The sequence below is a fragment of the Corallococcus sp. CA049B genome (genome assembly GCF_003611685.1).
Classification (GTDB): Bacteria; Myxococcota; Myxococcia; order Myxococcales; family Myxococcaceae; genus Corallococcus; species Corallococcus coralloides.
This window is the reverse complement of record NZ_RAWC01000186.1, coordinates 1-18,265: the sequence shown is the minus strand read 5'-3', so window position 1 is coordinate 18,265 and position 18,265 is coordinate 1. Positions and strand designations below refer to the sequence as shown.

11 protein-coding genes and 1 pseudogene are annotated in these 18,265 nt (G+C 70.9%); 6 read left to right on the top strand and 6 right to left on the bottom strand.

The features are described 5' to 3' along the window. Positions 1-1,854: AAA family ATPase (locus tag D7W82_RS30000; RefSeq protein ID WP_233588019.1), on the top strand; the 1,854-nt coding region annotated here is incomplete at its 5' end. A 2-nt stretch (positions 1,855-1,856) separates the two neighbouring features. Next, the gene (locus tag D7W82_RS29995) at positions 1,857-2,795 is read left to right on the top strand and encodes a Rossmann-like and DUF2520 domain-containing protein (protein WP_120621615.1); all 939 of its coding nucleotides are present in this window, start codon (positions 1,857-1,859) and stop codon (positions 2,793-2,795) included. Positions 2,796-2,840: 45 nt separating this feature from the next. On the opposite strand, the gene D7W82_RS29990 is transcribed toward D7W82_RS29995, so the two are convergent. Continuing rightward, positions 2,841-4,166: a hypothetical protein gene (locus D7W82_RS29990; RefSeq protein WP_120621614.1), complete on the bottom strand. Its 1,326-nt coding sequence runs from the start codon at positions 4,164-4,166 to the stop codon at positions 2,841-2,843. An 89-nt stretch (positions 4,167-4,255) separates the two neighbouring features. Between D7W82_RS29990 and D7W82_RS29985 the strand changes: the two genes are divergently transcribed. Next, positions 4,256-7,375 (top strand): hypothetical protein, encoded by a 3,120-nt coding sequence (locus tag D7W82_RS29985; protein WP_120621613.1) that lies wholly within the window; start codon positions 4,256-4,258, stop codon positions 7,373-7,375. On the opposite strand, the gene nadD is transcribed toward D7W82_RS29985, so the two are convergent. The 5 genes from nadD to D7W82_RS29960 form a co-directional block, all read right to left on the bottom strand. Next, positions 7,372-7,932 (bottom strand): nicotinate (nicotinamide) nucleotide adenylyltransferase, encoded by a 561-nt coding sequence (gene nadD, locus D7W82_RS29980; protein ID WP_120621612.1) that lies wholly within the window; start codon positions 7,930-7,932, stop codon positions 7,372-7,374. The two genes, D7W82_RS29985 and nadD, sit on opposite strands and share 4 nt — an antisense overlap. Before the next feature lie 10 nt (positions 7,933-7,942). Further along, entirely contained in the window at positions 7,943-8,617 is a 675-nt protein-coding gene (locus tag D7W82_RS29975) for a hypothetical protein (RefSeq protein ID WP_120621611.1), read from the bottom strand. 7 nt (positions 8,618-8,624) lie between these two features. After that, the gene (locus tag D7W82_RS29970; RefSeq protein ID WP_120621610.1) at positions 8,625-9,815 is read right to left on the bottom strand and encodes an exo-beta-N-acetylmuramidase NamZ domain-containing protein; all 1,191 of its coding nucleotides are present in this window, start codon (positions 9,813-9,815) and stop codon (positions 8,625-8,627) included. Between the two features lie 44 nt (positions 9,816-9,859). Next, positions 9,860-11,194 carry an adenylate/guanylate cyclase domain-containing protein gene (locus D7W82_RS29965; RefSeq protein WP_120621609.1) on the bottom strand — a complete coding sequence of 445 codons (1,335 nt, stop codon included), beginning with the start codon at positions 11,192-11,194 and terminating at the stop codon, positions 9,860-9,862. A gap of 67 nt (positions 11,195-11,261) precedes the next feature. After that, positions 11,262-11,996: a tetratricopeptide repeat protein gene (locus tag D7W82_RS29960; protein WP_120621608.1), complete on the bottom strand. Its 735-nt coding sequence runs from the start codon at positions 11,994-11,996 to the stop codon at positions 11,262-11,264. Positions 11,997-12,071: 75 nt separating this feature from the next. Here D7W82_RS29960 and D7W82_RS29955 point away from each other — a divergent pair, with 75 nt between their 5' ends. The 3 genes and pseudogenes from D7W82_RS29955 to D7W82_RS29945 all read left to right on the top strand — a co-directional run. Beyond that, the gene (locus tag D7W82_RS29955; protein ID WP_120621607.1) at positions 12,072-14,477 is read left to right on the top strand and encodes an endonuclease MutS2; all 2,406 of its coding nucleotides are present in this window, start codon (positions 12,072-12,074) and stop codon (positions 14,475-14,477) included. 78 nt (positions 14,478-14,555) lie between these two features. Further along, positions 14,556-16,721, top strand: coding sequence for a putative metal-binding motif-containing protein (locus D7W82_RS42415; RefSeq protein ID WP_120621606.1), 2,166 nt, complete (start codon positions 14,556-14,558; stop codon positions 16,719-16,721). Between the two features lie 122 nt (positions 16,722-16,843). Then, positions 16,844-18,265: pseudogene (locus D7W82_RS29945) on the top strand (hypothetical protein); the annotation flags it as partial.

Genomic DNA, 18,265 nt, shown 5'->3' with positions numbered 1-18,265 from the left:
CCCCAGGCTCCCCAGGCTCCGGCGACGCGTCCGTCCGCGACGCCCTCGCAGGCCAAGGGGCAGCCGCTGACGCTGGACGCCAAGGCGTTCCCGATGCTTACGTCGCTGGGCCGCAACCTGAGCCTGGCCGCCCGCGAGGGGAAGCTGGACCCGGTGGTGGGCCGCGCGCGGGAGGTCGAGGAGGTCATCGACATCCTGGGCAAGCGCCGCACCAACAACCCGTGCCTGCTGGGCGAGCCCGGCGTGGGCAAGACGGCGGTGGTGGAGGGCGTGGCGCAGCGCCTGATGGGCCTGCGCGGCACGCTGGCGGAGAAGATCCTCGTCGAGCTGGACATGGCCACGCTGGTGGCGGGCACGCAGCTGCGCGGCTCGTTCTCCGAGAAGCTCAACGCGCTGAAGGAAGAGGTGCGGCGGGCCGAGGGGCGCGTGGTGGTCTTCATCGATGAAATCCACACGCTGGTGGGCGCGGGCTCCACGGGCGAGGGCCCGCAGGACGCGGCCAACGAGCTGAAGACGGCGATGGCTCGCGGTGAGTTCCCCTGCATCGGGGCGACGACGCACGACGAGTACCGCAAGTTCATCGCGGCGGACCCGGCGCTGGAGCGGCGCTTCACGCCGGTGGTGGTGAACGAGCCGTCGGTGCCGGAGACGGTGCAGATCCTCAAGGGCATCATCGGGCGCTACGAGGAGCACCACGCGCTGCGCTACCTGCCGGAGGCGCTGGAGGCGGCCGCGTCGCTGGCGAGCCGCTACGTGACGGACCGGTTCATGCCGGACAAGGCCATCAGTGTGGTGGACCTGGCGGGCAGCCGCTGCCACCGCGAGGGCAAGCACCGCGTGGACGCCGCGGACGTGGCGCGCGTGGTGGCGAAGCTGGCGGGCGTGCCGGAAGAGCGGCTCTTGATGAACGACTCCGCGCGGCTGCTCCGGCTGGAGAACGACCTGGCGGAGCGCGTGATTGGCCACGGCGACGCGGTGGTGCGGATCGCCCGGGTCATCCGCCGCAACTACGCGGGCTTCGCGTCGCGCCGTCCCATGGGCAGCTTCCTCTTCCTGGGCCCCACGGGCGTGGGCAAGACGGAGATGGCGCGGGCGCTGGCGGAGGTGCTGTTCGGCAACCGGGACGCGCTGGTGCGCATGGACATGAGCGAGATGTCCGAGTCCCACGGCGTGTCGCGCCTCATCGGTTCGCCCGCGGGCTACGTGGGCTTCGGTGAGGGCGGGCAGCTCACGGAGCCGGTGCGCCGCCGGCCGTCGTCGGTGGTGGTGCTGGACGAGATCGAGAAGGCGCACCGCGAGGTGCAGATGCTGCTGCTCCAGGTGTTGGAGGAGGGGCGGCTGACGGACGGCAAGGGCCGGCACATCGACTTCTCGAACACGGTCATCGTGATGACCACGAACCTGGGCGCGGAGGCGTTCAGCCGCACGGGCCGCGCGGTGGGCTTCGGCGCGGCGGACGCGGCCGAGGGCAAGGCGCTGGACCTGGCGTCGGACACGGCGCGCAAGGCGCTGCCGCCGGAGCTGTGGAACCGCATCGATGAGCGGCTGCCGTTCCGTCCGCTGGCGGAGCAGGAGGTGGCGAAGATCGCCACGCTCATCCTGGCGGAGAGCAGCAAGCGGCTCGCGACGGAGCGCGGCATCGTCTACACGGCGGGCACGGACGTGGTGGGGCACCTGCTCAAGTCCGGCGGCTTCGACCCGATGCTGGGCGCGCGGCCCATGCGCCAGGTGGTTCAGCGGCTGGTGGAAGGCCCCCTGGCGGAGCGCATCCTCTCCGGCGAGTTCGGCGCGGGCGACCGCGTGCGCGTGGCCGTGCAGGCCGGTCAGCTCCAGTTCGCCCGGGACGCCGCCTGACGGTGGCGCGGCGAGGCCGGAGCGGCACCGTTCGCTCCGAGGCCGTGAATCCGGCGCGTCCTCGCACGGCGGGCTCGCGAACCGGGCCTGGAGCATCCGTAACGCCAAAGGCGCACCGGGTCCCGGTGGTCATCGTCGGCGCGGGGAGGCTGGGTGGCGCGCTCGCGCTGGCGCTGCAGGCGAAGCGCTGGCCCGTGCGCGTGCACTCGCGCGACGATGCGGGCCGTGAGCGCACGCGGGCCCTGGGCCTGAAGCCCGCGACCCCGGCGGACCTGAAGAAGGCTCGCGTCTGCGTGCTGTGCGTTCCGGACGCGGCGGTGCCGTCGGTGTCCGAAGCCCTCTCACGCGAGCTGCCGCGCACGGTGGCGCTGGTGCACACCGCGGGCGCGCTGCCCCTCGCCGCGCTGGGTAGGCAGCGGGGCCGCGCGGTGGGCTCGTTCCATCCGCTCTGCGCCGTGTCCTCCGCGCGGGACTCGCTCGCGGGCCACACCGCCGCCATCAGCACCCGCTCCCCTGCCCTGCGCGCCGTGCTCCAGCGCATGGCGGAGGACGTGGGCTTCGCGATGTTCGACGTGCCGGAGGCGCACCGGGCCGCCTATCACGCGGGCGCGGTGCTGAGCGCCGGTGGACTGGTGGCCCTGGCGGACGCGGCGGTGGGCGCGTTGGGTGCGGCGGGCATCGATCCTGAAGCCGCGCTGAAGGCCCTGCTGCCGCTGATGCGCTCGGCGTTGCGCGGCATCGAGGCGCGCGGGCTTTCGGGGGGACTCACCGGCCCCATCGTCCGGGGAGACGCGGGCGTCGTCGCGGCGCACCTCTCGGCGCTGCCCTCGGACATCGCTCCGCTCTACGCACAGCTCTCGGGGCGGGCCCTGCGGCTGGCCTCGGAGCGGCTCCGTCCGGAGCCCCGTGCCGCGCTGGAAGCCCTGCTCGCGAAGAGGTGACGGCGCGCGTCCCGGTCGCCCCGGACGCGCGCCCTTCTCACCCGACTAGGTGAGGATGATGCGCGGGCTCTGCAGCGCGCGGCGCACGATGGACAGCGCCTGCTCGGAGGCGGCCTCGGCCTCCGTGAGGCGGCGCAGGCAGACGTCGCCGCCCACCGACACGGAGCGCTTCAGGTCCGCCAGCAGCGTCAGCGCCGCCTGCAGCATCTCCTTGCCCTGCGGAGACTCCGCGGCCGGCTTGCCCGCCGCCTTGGACACGTGCTCCGTGAAGCGCTGCACCGCGTCCATGGTCGCGTTCGGGTCGTACTTCTCCAGCATCGGCTTCAGCCGGTCCGGGTTGATGCGGATGAGGCGCAGCGCGCCGACCTTCTGGAAGGCCGGGTGCACCAGGCCGATCTCCGACATCTCGAACGCGCCCAGCAGGCCCTCGTCCGGCGCGCGGTGCGAGTGGGGCACCACGTCCACGAAGAGCGCCAGCGGATCCGCGCCCTGCTTGAACGCCTCCAGCTCGTCGTCATCCAGCGGCGGGAAGCTCGCGGGCGCGCCGATGAACAGCAGCGGCAGCACCACGTCGTGCCAGAACTCCTCCGGCGCGGAGCCCGTGCCGCCCACCGTCGCCACCAGGTGCGTCAGCAGCTCCGCGAGCCGCGGGGCGCGCTCGGCCTGATCCGCCAGCGACTTGCCCTGCTCCATGCGCTGCAGCGACGTGACGATCTGCCCCTCGAACTGCTGGCGGGCCTCCGGCGGCAGCGGCGGCTGGGTGCGGCCCAGCGCGTCACGCACGTCGCGCGCCAGCGCGTCCGTCTTCGCCTCCAGCGCCTGCTTCGTCTTGGCCGGATCCACCACGATGAACTGGAGGAAGCCCGGGTCGAACAGGCGCTGGTACTCCTGGGGCCCCAGCCGCTGGGGCTGACCGCCGCCCAGGGCCTGCGCCGGGTTGGTGCCGAACTTCACCTGCCCCAGCGAGCGGCGGATGTCCGCGGCCAGGTCGTCCAGCCGCGTCAACTTGCCCTGCGCCAGCGCGTCCATCACCGCCCCGAACGGGGACAGCATGATGATGGCCTCAGGGAAGCCCAGCGAGGCGCCCTCCGGCGAGTCCCGGTTGGGGAACCAGAACGCCTGGTGCTCGGTGATGAGGCGCAGCGCGAAGCCGCCCGCCAGGCCCAGCGCCGCGCCCTGGTGGTTCGGGTTGTTCGGGTCGAACCGGCCGCCCAGGAGCTGGATGACCGCCGTCTCCACGTCCGCCCACGGCGCCTTCGTCAGGTCGACCGGCGCGCCGCTGGCCTTCTCCAACGCGGCGGAAAGCTGGAGCTGCGCATTGTGCACGTGCTGCGGGACGGGGAGCCCCTGGGGCTCGGCGGGTTCGGTCATGGGAAGGTTCCTGTGAGGAATGCGACGCGTTCCCTTACCGTGAAAAACGCGTTCGTGACTACGATTTGTGGTCGTTAGGATGCGCCGCCATGTCAGCTCGTCGCGGGCCTGCCCGCCAGCCCGCCATCCTCGCGTGTCTCCTCTTGCTGACATCGGGGTGTGCTTTCGTCGCACCCCGTTTTCCGCAGAACGTCCAGGCGTCGTTCGCCCGGGACGACATGCACAAGCTGACCACGCGGTCGATGGAGCTGTACTACCCGGCGCACCTGCGCGGGACGGCGCTGCGGGTGGCTGCCCGGATGGAAGGCTGCGTGGAGCGGCTGCGCACCGACGCGTGGAGCAAGGCCGAGCGCAAGCGGGTGCTCGTCTACCTGACGAGCGCGGACTTCAACAACGCGTACGTCCAGTCGGAGTTCGCCAGCACGCCGCAGCAGATGGTGCTGCCGCAGCACATGACGCTGGAGCAGTTCAACCTGCTGGGCCTGGGTGAGACGGACATCGGCGACGTGGCCTGTCACGAGTCCGTCCACTACGTGCAGATGCAGCAGGTGGGCGGGCTGTGGAACGTCCTGAACAAGGTCACGGGCGGCCTCTTCCAGCCCAACATCTTCACCGAGTCCTGGTTCCTGGAGGGCCTGGCGACCTACTACGAGGGCCGGCTGGGCAAGGACACGGGACGTCCCTTCAGCCCGGTGTGGCGCGGCTGGTGGGAGGGCGCGGTGGCTGCCAGGAAGGGCGAGCTCAACGCGGGCTACCTGTCTCCGGAGAACCGCGCGCTGGATCCGTTCGGCGGCAACTACCTGAGCGGGATGAACTTCGTGGAGTACCTGGCGAAGACCTACGGCGAGAAGCGCCTGTGGAAGCTGGTGGACGAACAGGGCAGCTCGCTGTTCCCGCCCCTCGCGGTGACGCTGCGGTTCAAGCGGGTGTACGGCAAGGACATCGGGTCGCTGTTCAGCGAGTTCGAAGAGAGCCTCCAGAAGAACCTCCAGGTGCGCGAGCGCCCCGCCACGCAGCAGGTGCTGGTGCGGGAGGCGGGCTACTTCTCGCGGCTCGCCGCGAACCCGGCCGACGGGAGCACGGCGCTGGTGAGCGTGGGCCGTGAAGCCATCACCCACCTCACCGTGCGCGAGCGCGACGGCCGCGAGCGCTTCAGCCGCGCGCTGGTGCAGCTGTTGCCGGGGCGCCGGTGGGTGGTGGCCAGCCCGTCGCTGGTCAGCGGCATGACGTTCAGCCGGGACGGCCAGTGGCTGTACCTGGTCAGCGCGGACATCGACGCGGTGGGCAGCTACACGGGGAAGCTGTGGCGGGTGGACGCGCGCACGGGCGACGTGGTGCGGCTGTGGGACGGCCTGGTGGGCATGGGCGGCGACGTGACGGCGGATGGCCGGTCCTACGTGTTCGTGGAGGTGAATGGCGACGCGGCCAACCTCGTGCGGTTGGATCTGGAGAGCGGTCAGCGCGAGCGGCTGACGGACTTCCAGGCGCATACGGCATTGGGCACGCCGGTGACGTCACCGGACGGGGGACGGTACGTGTTCCCCATGAACGGCGCGCAAGGCTGGGACCTGGTGCTGCGCGAGCCGGACGGTTCGCTGCGCTGGCTCACGCGGGATGGGCTGTTCAACTACTCGCCCCGGTGGCTGGACGCGGATCACCTCGTCTTCCTGCGCGAGCACGAGGGCCGGCTCCAGGCGCACGTGATGACGGTGTCCACCCGGCGCATCGCCCGCGTGACCGACGCGCCGCTCCTGGTGATGGACGCGGCGCCCGTGGGCGGGGACGCGGTGGCCTTCCTCAACCGCGACGGCATCCACTTCACCGTGGACCGCGCGCCCCTCACGGGAGCCCTCGCCGAGCTGCGCGCGACGCCCGAGGTGCCGGCCACGAGCGTCGCGACCGCACCGGCACCCGCCGGGACGACGGCCACCGCGCAGGGCACGGACGCACAGGATGGCTTCGCCGCCTTCCCAGGCCAGCCCGCGCCCCCGACGGATGCCCCTGCGCAGGACTCCTCCGATATCCCCTCGGCACAGGTGGCGCCGCCGCCCCTGCCGGTGGATCCCGCCCATGACGTGGACGCGCCCGTGACGCCTCCGGCCGTCGTCGGCGGCCCGGTGGAGGTGCTGACGGATGAGCCCTACTCGCCGCTCGAAGGCTTCTTCATCCCGAACTACCGCGTCCCCTACTTCTACACGGTCCCCAACGACGTCGACGGAGGCGACCCGTACTTCGCGGGCGGCATCTCCATCGCGGGCCAGGACCGGTTGGGCTTCAACGCCTACGCGCTCACGCTGACCTACGACCTGAAGGAGAAGCAGCCCGGCGTGTCGTTCGCGTACGGCAACGCGCTGCTGTCGCCCTTCTACATCCAGGTCTCCGCGTCGCGCCTGCGCGAGAACGAGCGCACGGACCTGCAGGCCACCGCGTTCGCGTCCCGCACGTTCTGGACCACGCCCGTGAGCTTCGGCGTGCTCGCGCTCGACCGCCGCTTCGACGCCACGGATCGCCGGCCGGCCATCACCACGCGCCTCATCGGACCGGAGGTCGCCGCGTCGTACTTCGCCGGCGAGGGCACCTCCTACGGCGGCACGCAACGCGGACTGGGCCTGTCCGTGAGCGGCGGCATCTTCCCGAAGGCCTTCGCGCGCGACTCCACCGTGGGCGACGTGCGCCTGGGCGTGGACGGCTACCTGGGCGGCCTGCCCTTCATCGGCAAGGACAACCTCCTGCTCTCCGTCGCGGGCCGCGCCCTGCCCGGCGCGCCGGACGGCCTGCTGGAGGTCGGCGGCATCCTCCCGGGCCAGGCCTTCTTCATCAACCGCGACAGCACCACCGACGGCGGCCTGCCGCTCCAGCTCCAGCCGGGGCTCGCCTTCAGCGAGTACCTGCGCGGCTACGAGGACCACACCTTCCGCGCGCGCAACGTGCTGCTCGCCAACGCGCGCTACCGCTACCGCTTCATCATCGACTACGGCTGGGCGTCCACGCTGTGGGTGCTGCCGTCCCTCTTCGTCAGCCAGGTGGAGCTGGACGGCTTCGGGGCCATCGCGCGCACGGACAACCGGGACAACCACGCGGCGGTGGGCGGCTCCGCCACGCTGCGGCTCACCATGGGCCAAGCCTACGCGCTCTCGTTCTTCTACCAGTACGCCCACCGCTTCGATGACGGCTTCGGCGACCTGCACCTCATCGGGATGACCTTCTAGCGAGGCCCGCGCAGGCCGTAGAGGCCTTCCCCGCGCGCCACCTGGAGCACCGCGGAGGGCACCAGCTCCGACGGCTCCAGGCCGCGCGCCAGCTGGTCGCGCACCTGCGTGGAGGACACCTCCGCCAGCGGCGGGCCCACCGTGTCCGGCGCCGGGTAGCCCGCGCGGTAGAGCACCGTCACGTGCGCCATCCGCTGGATGCGGTCGAAGTCCTTCCACTGCGGCAGGTCCCTCAGGATGTCGCTGCCGATGATCAACGAGAACCGCGTGTCCGGGTAGCGCTCCACCAGGTACGCCAGCGTGTCCACCGTGCGCCCGCCGCCGCCCAGCTCGCGCTCCACCAGGCTCGTCTGGAGCCAGCCGGACGTCTCGCGGCAGAGCGCCTCGCACATGCGCACGCGCGATTCGAAGGGCTCCAGCTGCTTGCCGAACGGATGGCGGAACGTGGGCATCAGCCACACGGCATCCACGCCCTGCGTCGCGTGGACGTAGGAGGCCGCCATCAGGTGGCCCACGTGCGGCGGGTTGAACGAGCCTCCGAGCAGCGCGACCTTCACGGCGGGCCTCTTATTTGACGGTGAGCTTCGTCGAGCGCGAATCGACCTGCAGCACCCGGGGCGGCAGCACCCGGTGTCCATCCAACCGGAACGCGGAGAAGCTCAGGTTGCGCTCCGCCTTCTCCAGCAGGCCGCACGTCTGCTCCGCGGCCCCCACCAGCCGGCCCGGCGTCACGAAGTAGCGCGGGCCAATCTGCACCACCGCCGGCTCGGACTCCTTGCCGTGGATGAACACCTGCGCGTTAAGCAGGTCGTCCCGCACCAGGTCGTTCTTGTCGTGCACCACGCAGCAGAGCGTGTCCCCCACCAGGTCCATGGCCTTGTTGGCCACGGAGGGGTCCCGGTACGCCAGCGAGTCGCGGTCCGGCACGCGCACGAAGCGCTCCATCACCAGCCGCCGGTCGTCCTCGGACGCCAGGTCCGCGGGGGCCTCGCGCGACGCGGGCGTGCGCGCAAGGCCGTCCTGGGGCGCCACCAGCCACTGCGTCACGTCCGCCAGGAAGTCCGCGTCGGAATACTCGCGCCCGCCCCGGCTCTTCTTGCGGCGCCACAGCACCCACTCATCCAGGTCCGTGTAGCGCGCGCCGCAGAAGAGGAAGCGCCGGGCGCCCTTCGCGCGCAGCAGCTCGTAGGCCGCGTCGAAGGCATCCAGGTCGCCATGCGTATCGGAGAAGACGCCAATCACGTGGAGGTCACCGCGAGGAAGCGTACAGCAGGGCGGGCTCGCGGCGCTTGCGGAAGGCCTCTGCCTGCGCCTCGAAGCCCTCCAGCATCCGGTCCAGGGACCACCCCTCCTCGATGCCGCGACGCACCTGGTCGGTGCCGCACAGCAGGTCGAACGCGGGCACGTCCTCCACGAACTCGTACGCGTCCGCCCGCCAGGCGAAGTGCCCCGGGCCAATGTCGTGCAGCGCCTGGGTGATGGCGATGCCCGTGCGCAGCGGCTGGTACGCCTTGCGGTCCGTGACGTGGATGAAGGCCCCGCTGCACGACTGGCCCGTGTACTTGTCGAACGTGGGGGTGAAGCCCACCGGGCGGAAGGCCACGCCCGGCAGCCGCTCCCTGTCCAGCCGCGCCATCAGCGCATCCGTGTCCACCCAGGGCGCGCCGAACTGCTCGAAGGGCCGGCAGGTGCCGCGGCCCTCGGACACGTTGGTGCCCTCCAGCTGGCACATGCCCGGGTACACCAGCGCCGTGTCCGCGGTGGGCATGTTGGGCGACGGCGGCAGGAACGGCAGGCCCGTGTCGCTCCAGTACATGTCGCGCGTCCAGCCCTCGCACGGCACCACCGTGAGCTCACAGCCGAAGCCCTCCTGCGCGTTGAACAGCCGCGCCAGCTCCCCCGCCGTCATGCCGTGGCGGTTGGGCAGCGCGTACAGCCCCACGAAGGAGCGGAACCTCTCCCCCACGAGGTTGCCCTCCAGCGTCACCCCGTCCAGCGGGTTGGGCCGGTCCAGGACGTAGAACGCCACGCGGGCCTGGGCCGCGGCCTTCATCGCCAGGGCCATGGTGTAGACGTAGGTGTAGTAGCGGCTGCCCACGTCCTGGATGTCGAACACCAGCGCGTCCAGCCCCTTCAGCCACTCCTGGCGCGGGGAGAGCGACTCGAAGGTGGAGCCGTAGAGGCTGTGCACCGGGACGCCCGTCTTGCGGTCGCGCGCCTCGTCCACGGCCACCATGTACTGGGCCTCACCGCGGATGCCGTGCTCCGGCCCGAAGAGCGCCGCCAACTTCACGCCGTCCGTGCCGGCCAGCAGATCCGCCAGGTGGCGGAAGCGCGAGTCCACGCTCGTGGGATTGACGATGGCGCCCACGCGCTTGCCCTTGAGCGCGGAGAACCCCTGCGCCGCCCACACATCCAATCCCGTCTTCACCTTCGTCACGTTCGGTTGCCTCGTCCCGCGGAGACGCGCGGGCGCAGGAAGGGTCAGTTCGCGGGGAGACGCTTGAGCGCGTCCGCCGCCGCCTGCTTCGAGTCACAGGTGCCCAGGCCGAGGAACCCACCGGAGCCCCCTTCGTTCGGGCCTCCGTCATCGGCCAGGGATTCGAGCGCGCCGCGTGCGGACTCCAGGCGCAGGCCGCCCACGGCCGCCGCCGCGCTGGAGCGCACGCCGCACTGCTCGTGCTTCAAGAGCGAGATGAGCCGGGACTCCGCGCGGGCGTTTTCGTCCTTGCGCACCGCCAGCGCGTAGAAGGTCACCGCGGAGGTCATGTTGCCCTGAGCCTCGTCCAGCCGCCCGTGGAGGTAGTTGCGCTGGTCCGCCTCCTCCAGCTTGATGAGCCGCTTCGCCTCGCTCACGCGCGTGGCCTTCTCCGTGCTGGTGGCGCCCTCCACGTCGCGGATGGCCCGCATCGCGGGGCCGCCTCCGTTGACGAGCACCCATCCGCCCAGCAGCACCACCGTCAGCAGCCCCGCGCACATGCCCCAGCCGGCCACCGAGGACGACACCTTCGTGGTGATGGAGGGCGGCAGCTTCGCGTACACGCGCGCCCAGAGCGCATCCGTCGCGGTGCGCGCCTGCTTGCCCAGCACCGTGGCTTTCTGCCCCACCGCCACCGCGCCCGCCGCCGCGCGCTGGCCCACCACCACCGCGCCCTGCCCCACCGCCACGGCGCTCGCCGCCGCGCGCTGGCCCAGGTCCAGATTCGACTCCACGCGCGCCAGGGCCAGGTTGCCGAAGGGCGGCATCAGGGCCGCCTCCTCCGGCGTTGGCAGCACCGCGTCCGGCGCCGGTGCCAGCACCCGGTAGGGCGCGCGCGGCACGCGGAAGACGCGGATCTTCCCGGGGATGCCCTTCAGCTCGAACGCGCCCACCTCCTGCGACGGCACCTCCGCCTTGTTCATGGAGAGGTAGACAGCCTCCGTGAAGAAGACCTCGTCCGCGTCGGTGATGCCCTCCACGCGGGCCGCGATGTTCACCGGCTCGCCGAAGATGTCGTTGGCCTCCACCCGCACCTCGCCCACGTTCACGGCGACGCGCACGTGGATCTGATCATCCTCCAAGAGCTGCCGGTTGTGGTGCCAGAGCCGGTCCTGGATGGCGATGCCGCTCAGCACCGCCTGGGTGGGGGACTCGAAGGTGACGAGGAACGCGTCGCCAATCGATTTGATGATGCGTCCACCGAACGCCTTGAACAGCGGCGCGAGCAACGCCTCATGCACCTGGAGCAGCCGCTGGTTCTCCTCCAGCGTCTGCCGACTGGTGCGTTCGGTGAAGCCCTTGATGTCGGTGAAGACGATGGCGAGGTTGGCGGTCTTCAAAGCGGGGGCAGTGTATGCAGCGTGTCGCGCGAAGCAATCGCCACGGACCGCGCCCCGCCGCTCGCTGTCAGCGCTTCGAAGGTTTGAGGGCCCGCATGTTGCGCTTCGCCGGCGCCGTCAGCTGCGCCCTCACCTTCGCTGCGAGCTGGGGCCTGTCCGTCCGCTCGTAGAAGGCCGCCAGGGTCCTCAAGACCCCCGGGTTGTCCGGCTGGGCGTCGCGCGCGGCCAGGAACTCCCGCTCCGCGTCCAGCGTGCGGCCCTGCTTCTCCAGCACCGCCGCCAGCTGCATGCGCACCTGCACCCACGCGGGCCGGGACTTGGACAGGGGGCGGTAGTGCAGCTCTGACTTGAGCCAGTCCCCCGCCTGGGCCCAGAGGCCCGCGAGCCGGAAGCGTGCGTCGTCATAGGACGGGCGCAGGGTCACGGCCTTCTCATAGGCGCGGATGGCGTCGAAGGTGGCGCCCTGCTCCTCCAGCAGCTGCCCCTGGAGGAAGTACACGCGGGGGTTGTCCGGGGCTTCGCGCAGCGCCGTGTCCAGGTGGGTCCGGGCGCGCTCCAGCTCCGGGGCGCTGCCTCCCTTGAGCAGCAGCCGCGCGGCCTCCAGCCTGGGCAACTCCCAGCGGGGCTGGTGGGTGATCAGCCTCTCCAAGGCAACGAGGGCTCCCGCGTCGTTGCCCGCGGTCTCCAGCGCCAGCGCCTCCGCCAGCGGACTGGGGGCCGGGGTGGCTTGCGCCGTCAGGACCGGCGAGGCCGGTGCGTCGGACGCGCCCGCAAGCAGCGCCGCCACGAGAACCCACATCATGGTTGGCAGATAGCAGGTCCCGGTGGGCCACCTCAATACTTCCTCTTGACGGACACCCGGCCTCGCATGAAACCCATGACCGTGCAGATTTCCCAAAGGACGCTGGAAGACCTTGGTTTCTCGGAAGTGCTCCGCGCGCTGACGCAGCGCTGCCGCACCGAGCCAGGAAGGGAGCGGGTGCTGGCCCGTCCGTTCCTGGACACAGAGACGGAAGTGGCCGAAGCGCTGGCGCTCGTCGACGAGGCCCGCTTCCTCTCCCAGCAGCAGTTCTCCCTGCCCCTGGGCGGCGTGACGGACCTGCGCACCGCGGTGGGCCACGCGGAGAAGGGCGGCGTGCTGGAGCCCCGCCAGCTCATCGACGCGGCCCAGCTGCTCTTCGCCTTCGCGCGCACCCGCGAGGCCCTGGACGAGCGCAAGGAGCGCGTCCCCCGCCTGGCGGAGATTTGCAGGCGCCTGCCCTTCCTGGAGGCCATGGCGCGCCGGTTGGATCAGTGTTTCGAACCAGACGGAACCATCTCCGACCGCGCCAGCCCGGAGCTGAAGGAAGCGCGGGACCGGGCCCGCGGTCTGCACCGGCGGATCAAGTCGCGCCTGGATGAGATGCTCCACGACCTGACGTTCACCGCCAGGCTGCGCGAGAACTACTACACGCTGCGCAACGGGCGGTACGTGGTGCCGGTGGTGTCGAACTTCCGCGCGGAGGTGGACGGCATCGTCCACAACGCCAGCCAGACGGGGCAGACGCTCTTCATGGAGCCCCAGGCGATGGTGGGCCTGGGCAACGACCTGGCCATCGCGCAGTCGGAGGTCGCGGAGGAGGAGCTCAAGGTCCTCCAGGAGCTGAGCAGGCTCGTGGGCCGCGAGTCCGTGCGCATGCTGGAGGGCCTGGAGGCGGTGGCGGAGCTGGACGAGGTGGAGGCCATCGCCACCCTGTCCGCGGACCTGGACGCCACGACGCCCACCTTCGTGGGTGTGAAGGAGCTGCAGCTGCGCGCGCTGCGCCACCCGCGCCTGGTGCTCAAGGGCACGGAGGTGGTGTCCAACGACGTGACGCTCACCGAGAGCGCCCGCGCGCTGGTGGTGTCCGGCCCCAACGCGGGCGGCAAGACGGTGACGCTGACGGGCGTGGGGCTGTGCGCGCTGATGCTGCGCGCGGGCCTGCCCATCCCGGTGGGCGAAGGGTCGCGGATGCCGCTGTACCGCTCCGTGCACTCCACCGTGGGCGACACGCAGGACCTGTCGCAGGGCCTGTCGTCGTTCAGCGGCCACGTCACCCTGCTGCGGGACATCCTGGCGGCGGTGGCGACGGACTCGCTGGTGCTCATCGACGAGATCGCCTCGGACACGGATCCGCGCGAGGGCGCGGCCATCGCCATCGCGGTGCTGGAGGAGCTGTTGGGCAAGGGCGTGTACGTCCTGGTGACGACGCACCTGGAGGAGCTCAAGGCGCTGGCGCACATGGATCCGCGCTTCCTCAACGCGCGCGTGGGCTTCGACTCCAAGCGGATGGCGCCCACGTTCCGGCTGCAGATGGGCGCGTCCGGCCAGTCGTCCGCCATCGACGTGGCGGCGCGGGTGGGCCTGCCCATCTCCGTGTGCGAGCGCGCACGGGAGCTGTCGCTCAACGCGGGCGGCCCGCTTACCAAGGCGCTGGCGGCGGCGGAGGACGAGCGGCGCAAGCTCTCCGAGGAGCTGGAGAAGGCGCGCATCGCGGCGAAGGAGGCGGAGGCGCTCCGCGCGGACCTGGAGAAGCAGAAGGCCGCCTTCGAGCGCGAGCGCAAGGGCCGGATGATGCAGTTCAACGAGGACGTGCACGCGGCCAGCGAGCACGCCGCCCAGGAGGTCCGCGACCTCTTGGTGAAGCTGCGCTCGGAGCAGAACGAGAAGGCGCTCTCCGAGGCACGGCTGCAGCTGCAACAGCGCGCGGACGAGGCCCAGAAGCGCGCGCTGGCGGCCAAGGCGGAGCTGTTCCAGGTGGAGGCCCCGGGGCCCGCGAACCTCAAGGTGGGCGCGTGGGTGCACCACTCCGGCCTGGGCCGGGACGTGGAGATCCTGGAGCTGACGGACGGACAGGCGGTGGTGTCCGCGGGCGGCGCGCTGAAGATGCGCGTGCCCACGACGGAGCTGTCCGGGTCGCGAGGCAAGAAGCCGCAGCAGGCGAAGTTCCCGGAGCAGCGGAAGGGCGAAGCGGCCCTGAAGCGCGCGGCCTCCGCGGCGCCGTCGCAGGTGGAGGCCACGCACTTCCGCTGCGACGTGCGCGGCATGCGCGCGGACGACGCGCTGGCGGAGCTGGAGACGTTCCTGGACCAGGGCCTGCGCAAGGGCGAGGAGGCCGCGCTCATCATCCACGGCCACGGCACCGGAGCGCTCAAGCAGGCCATCCGGGACCACCTGGCCGCGTCGCCCTACATCCGCATGTTCCGCCCCGGCGAGAGCCACGAGGGCGGCGACGGCGTCACCGTGGTGTCCCTGCGCGGCTGAAACACCGTGTGACAGGGAGCCGGGGTCTGGATGGCCCCGCTCCCCTGCCCCGGGAAGTGTTCGCTACAGTGCGGCGCCATGTATCGGCTCTGCCTGTTGGGATGCGTGGTGTTCCTGGCCGCCTGTGGGGAGAAGGCTCCCGACGAAGGCGCCATCCGTGTGTCCGTGAAGTACGGCACCTTCAAGCCCGCGTGCGTGCGCGTGGAGGCGAGGGACGCGAACGGGCACCAGGCAGCCACCGACATCCTCTCCAGCCAGTTCAAGAACGCGGACAAGAACGAGGTCCTGGTCGCGGTGCGCCGGAAGGCGGACTGGGACCAGGCGCTGACCGTGACGGCGTCTTCGTACGCCACCGGTTGTGACGGCCCCTTCGTGGAGCAGCACTCGAGCAATGGTCCCCTCCCCCTCGTCGCCAGGAAGTTCACGGACTTCGAGGTGACGTTGAAGGCGACGGACGGAGACGGTGACGGCCATCTCGCGGGCGCCATGTGGGACGCGCCCGCGGACTGCGATGACTCGGATCCGGCCATTCATCCGGGCGCCGTGGAGACCTGTGGCTCCACCGTGGACCTCAACTGCAACCAGCTGGTGGGCTGCCAGGAGGCGCGCTGCTCGGGCAATCCGTGCGACGACGGCAATGCCTGCACGACGGGGGACCGCTGCGAGGGCTCGGGCCTGGAGGCGCGGTGCGCGCCCACGCAGACGACGACGTGCACCCAGCCCACGGGCATCTGCGACGCGCGTCTGACGTGCAATCCCGCCTCCGGGCGCTGTGAAGCCGCGGAGTCCACCGTCGGCAAGAGCTGCAACGACGGGAACGCGTGCACGGATGGAGACACGTGCGGGGCCGACGGGAAGTGCGGCGGCACCGCGCGGACGTGCACCACCTCGGAGCAGTGCCTGGAGAGCGCGGGGACGTGCAACCCGGCCAACGGCCAATGTGTCTTCACTCCGCGCCCGGATACGACCGCCTGTCAGGACCCGGTCGCGTGCACCACGCCGGACCGCTGCGACGGGAACGGGAACTGCGTGGGCACGCCCACGACCTGCACGCCGGCGCCGTGCTACCGCGTCAAGCAGCAGTGCACGGCGAACACCGAGTGCGAGTTCGAGGTCGACCTCAACGGCACGTGCACCACGTCCGGGGGTGTACCCGGCGTGTGCTCCGCTACGGCCGAATGCAGCCCCTTCCCCTACCGTCCCTCCAACTTCGACCCGAATTCGATCGCGGCGGCGGACATCGGGGAGCTGCGGACCTCTGGGAACGTGACGTTCGATACCACCAGCCGGAGCTGGTCTCCGCCGGGCCAGGTCCCGACCCGGGACACGATCAAGTACGTGCTGCTTGATCAGGGCGCTGGAAACCCACAGGCCGTGCTCATCCCGGTGACGGCTCTGGCGTTGAACGGAACCCTCACTGTCACCGGTCCCAACCCCGTCATCTTCGCGGTCTACGGATCGGCGACCGTGGCCCAGTCGATTCTCGCCACGGGCACCATCGACAACCCCAACGCCGCGTGCGGTACCTCCCAAGGCGGCGCGGGGGCCGCAGGCGGAAGCACGGGCGGTGGCGGTGGCGGTGGCGGTAATGGCACCCCCGGCGCGGACGGGGGCAACGCCTACAATGCACAGAACCGTGGCGCCGCGGGCATCAACCGCGCCACCGGGCCCGAACCGCTCCTGGGGGGCTGCCCGGGTGGAACCGGAGGTGCGGGCTCGTCCAGTGGCAGGGGCGGAGCAGGCGGAGGTGCCATCCAGCTCTCCGTCGCGCACACCCTGACACTTGATAAGACCCTCTCCACGAGCGGGAATGGCGGAGTCGGCGGCACCACGGGGGGCGGCGGGGGTGGTGGCAGCGGCGGCCAGGTGGTGGTGGAAGCCTTTCAGCTGAATCTCACCGCCGCCGCTCGCATCACCGCCAATGGAGGCGGTGGTGCCGAGGGCGGAACGACCACCGGCAATGCGGGGAAGGTTGGAGCCAACGGCAGTCAGGACTCGGGGACCCCTGCCACTGGTGGAACCGGCAACAATGACACCGGAGGTGCTGGCGGTGCCGGCGGCGCTGGAACGACGCCCCCCGCCCAGGGCACGAATGGAACCAGGGATGGCTGGGGGACCGAGGGCGGTGGCGGTGGCGGTGGCGGCAGCGTCGGCTACATCCACCTGCGCAGCGTCCAACCCTGCGCGCTGGCGGTCGGACATGTCATCAGTCCCCCAGCCACAACCCCTTGCACGCAGCCCTGACCTCTCCCCAATCCCGGGAAGTGTTGGCTACAGTGCGGGCCATGAATCGGCTCTGCCTGCTGGGATGTGTGGTGTTACTGGCTGCCTGTCGGGGGAAGGCTCCCGACGAAGGCGCCATCCGAGTGTCCGTGAAGTACGGCACCTTCAAGCCCGCGTGCGTGCGCGTGGAGGCGAAGGACGCGAACGGGCACCAGGCATCCACCGACATCCTCTCCAGCCAGTTCAAGAACGCGGACAAGAACGAAGTCCTGGTCGCGGTGCGCCGGAAGGCGGACTGGGACGCGACCCTGGACCTCACGGTGTCGTCGTACGCGGAGGATGACGGCGACCGGTGCTCGGGTGAGGCGGTGGAGCGGTTCACGAACGCCGCGCTCACGATCGTCCCCAAGGAGTACACGCGCTTCGACGTGGAGCTGAAGGCGGTGGACGCGGACGGCGACGGCTCTCCTTCCGGCATCGAGTGGGCGGGCATTTCCGACTGCGACGAAACGAAGAGTGACGTACGCACAGGCGCCGAGGAGAAGTGCGACACGACCATCGACTACGACTGTGATGGGAAGTTCGCGTGCGAGGACTCGGACTGCTCGGCGAAGATGTGCACGGACGGGGACCTGTGCAACACGGGCAAGCGGTGCATTGGCGTGGGGGCGTCGGCGCTGTGCGGAGGTGGCACGCCCAAGTGCACGCAGTCCGCGGGCCAATGTCAGCCGACGGTGACGTGTGAGGCCGCCACGGGCCTGTGCATTGACGGGAGCGTGCAGGTCGGCGCGGTCTGCGACCCCGGGAACCCGTGCATGACGGATGGCCGCTGCACGGCCGACAAGCAGTGCGTGGGGACCTTGAAGACGTGCACCACGCCGACGAGCCCCGACTGCCAGGAGTCCACGGGCACCTGCAACCCGACCAACGGCACCTGCGTGTACGACCCCAAGCCGGTCACCACGTCCTGCGAGGACGGCAACGCCTGCCATGAGCCGGGCTTCTGCGATGGCAATGGCACGTGCATCGGCACGGACACGCCGTGCCCTTCCGTGGAGTGCAAGACCGCCGCGGGCTGCACGGCGAACAACTCCTGCATCTATTCGAGGGACCCGGCCCAGATAAACCTGCCCTGCAGCCTGGACGGGTCCGGAACGCCGCGCGTGTGCAGCGCGACGGGCGAGTGCGTCGCGTTCCCGTACACGCCCAGCAACTTCGATCCAAACGGCATTCCTGGCGGTGAGCTTGGCGAACTGAGGACCACCGGCGCGGTGGTGTTCGACACGGACGCCGAGTCCTGGACGCCCTCGAACGTCGGCCCCGATACCAGTCAGCTCACCCTCAAGACCGTGGTCCAGGGCGGAGGAGCCCCCGACATCCTGCTCATCCCGGTGAGGACCCTGGCCCTGGGCGGCGAATTGCGCATCGTGGGCAGCCGTCCGGTCATCCTCGCGGTGTACGGGGATGCGACGCTGAACCACGACATCCTGGCCAGCGGGAGCATCGTGAATGACGCCCCGGTCCCTGGAGCCGGCGGCAATCAGCAGTGTTCTTCATTCCAGGGC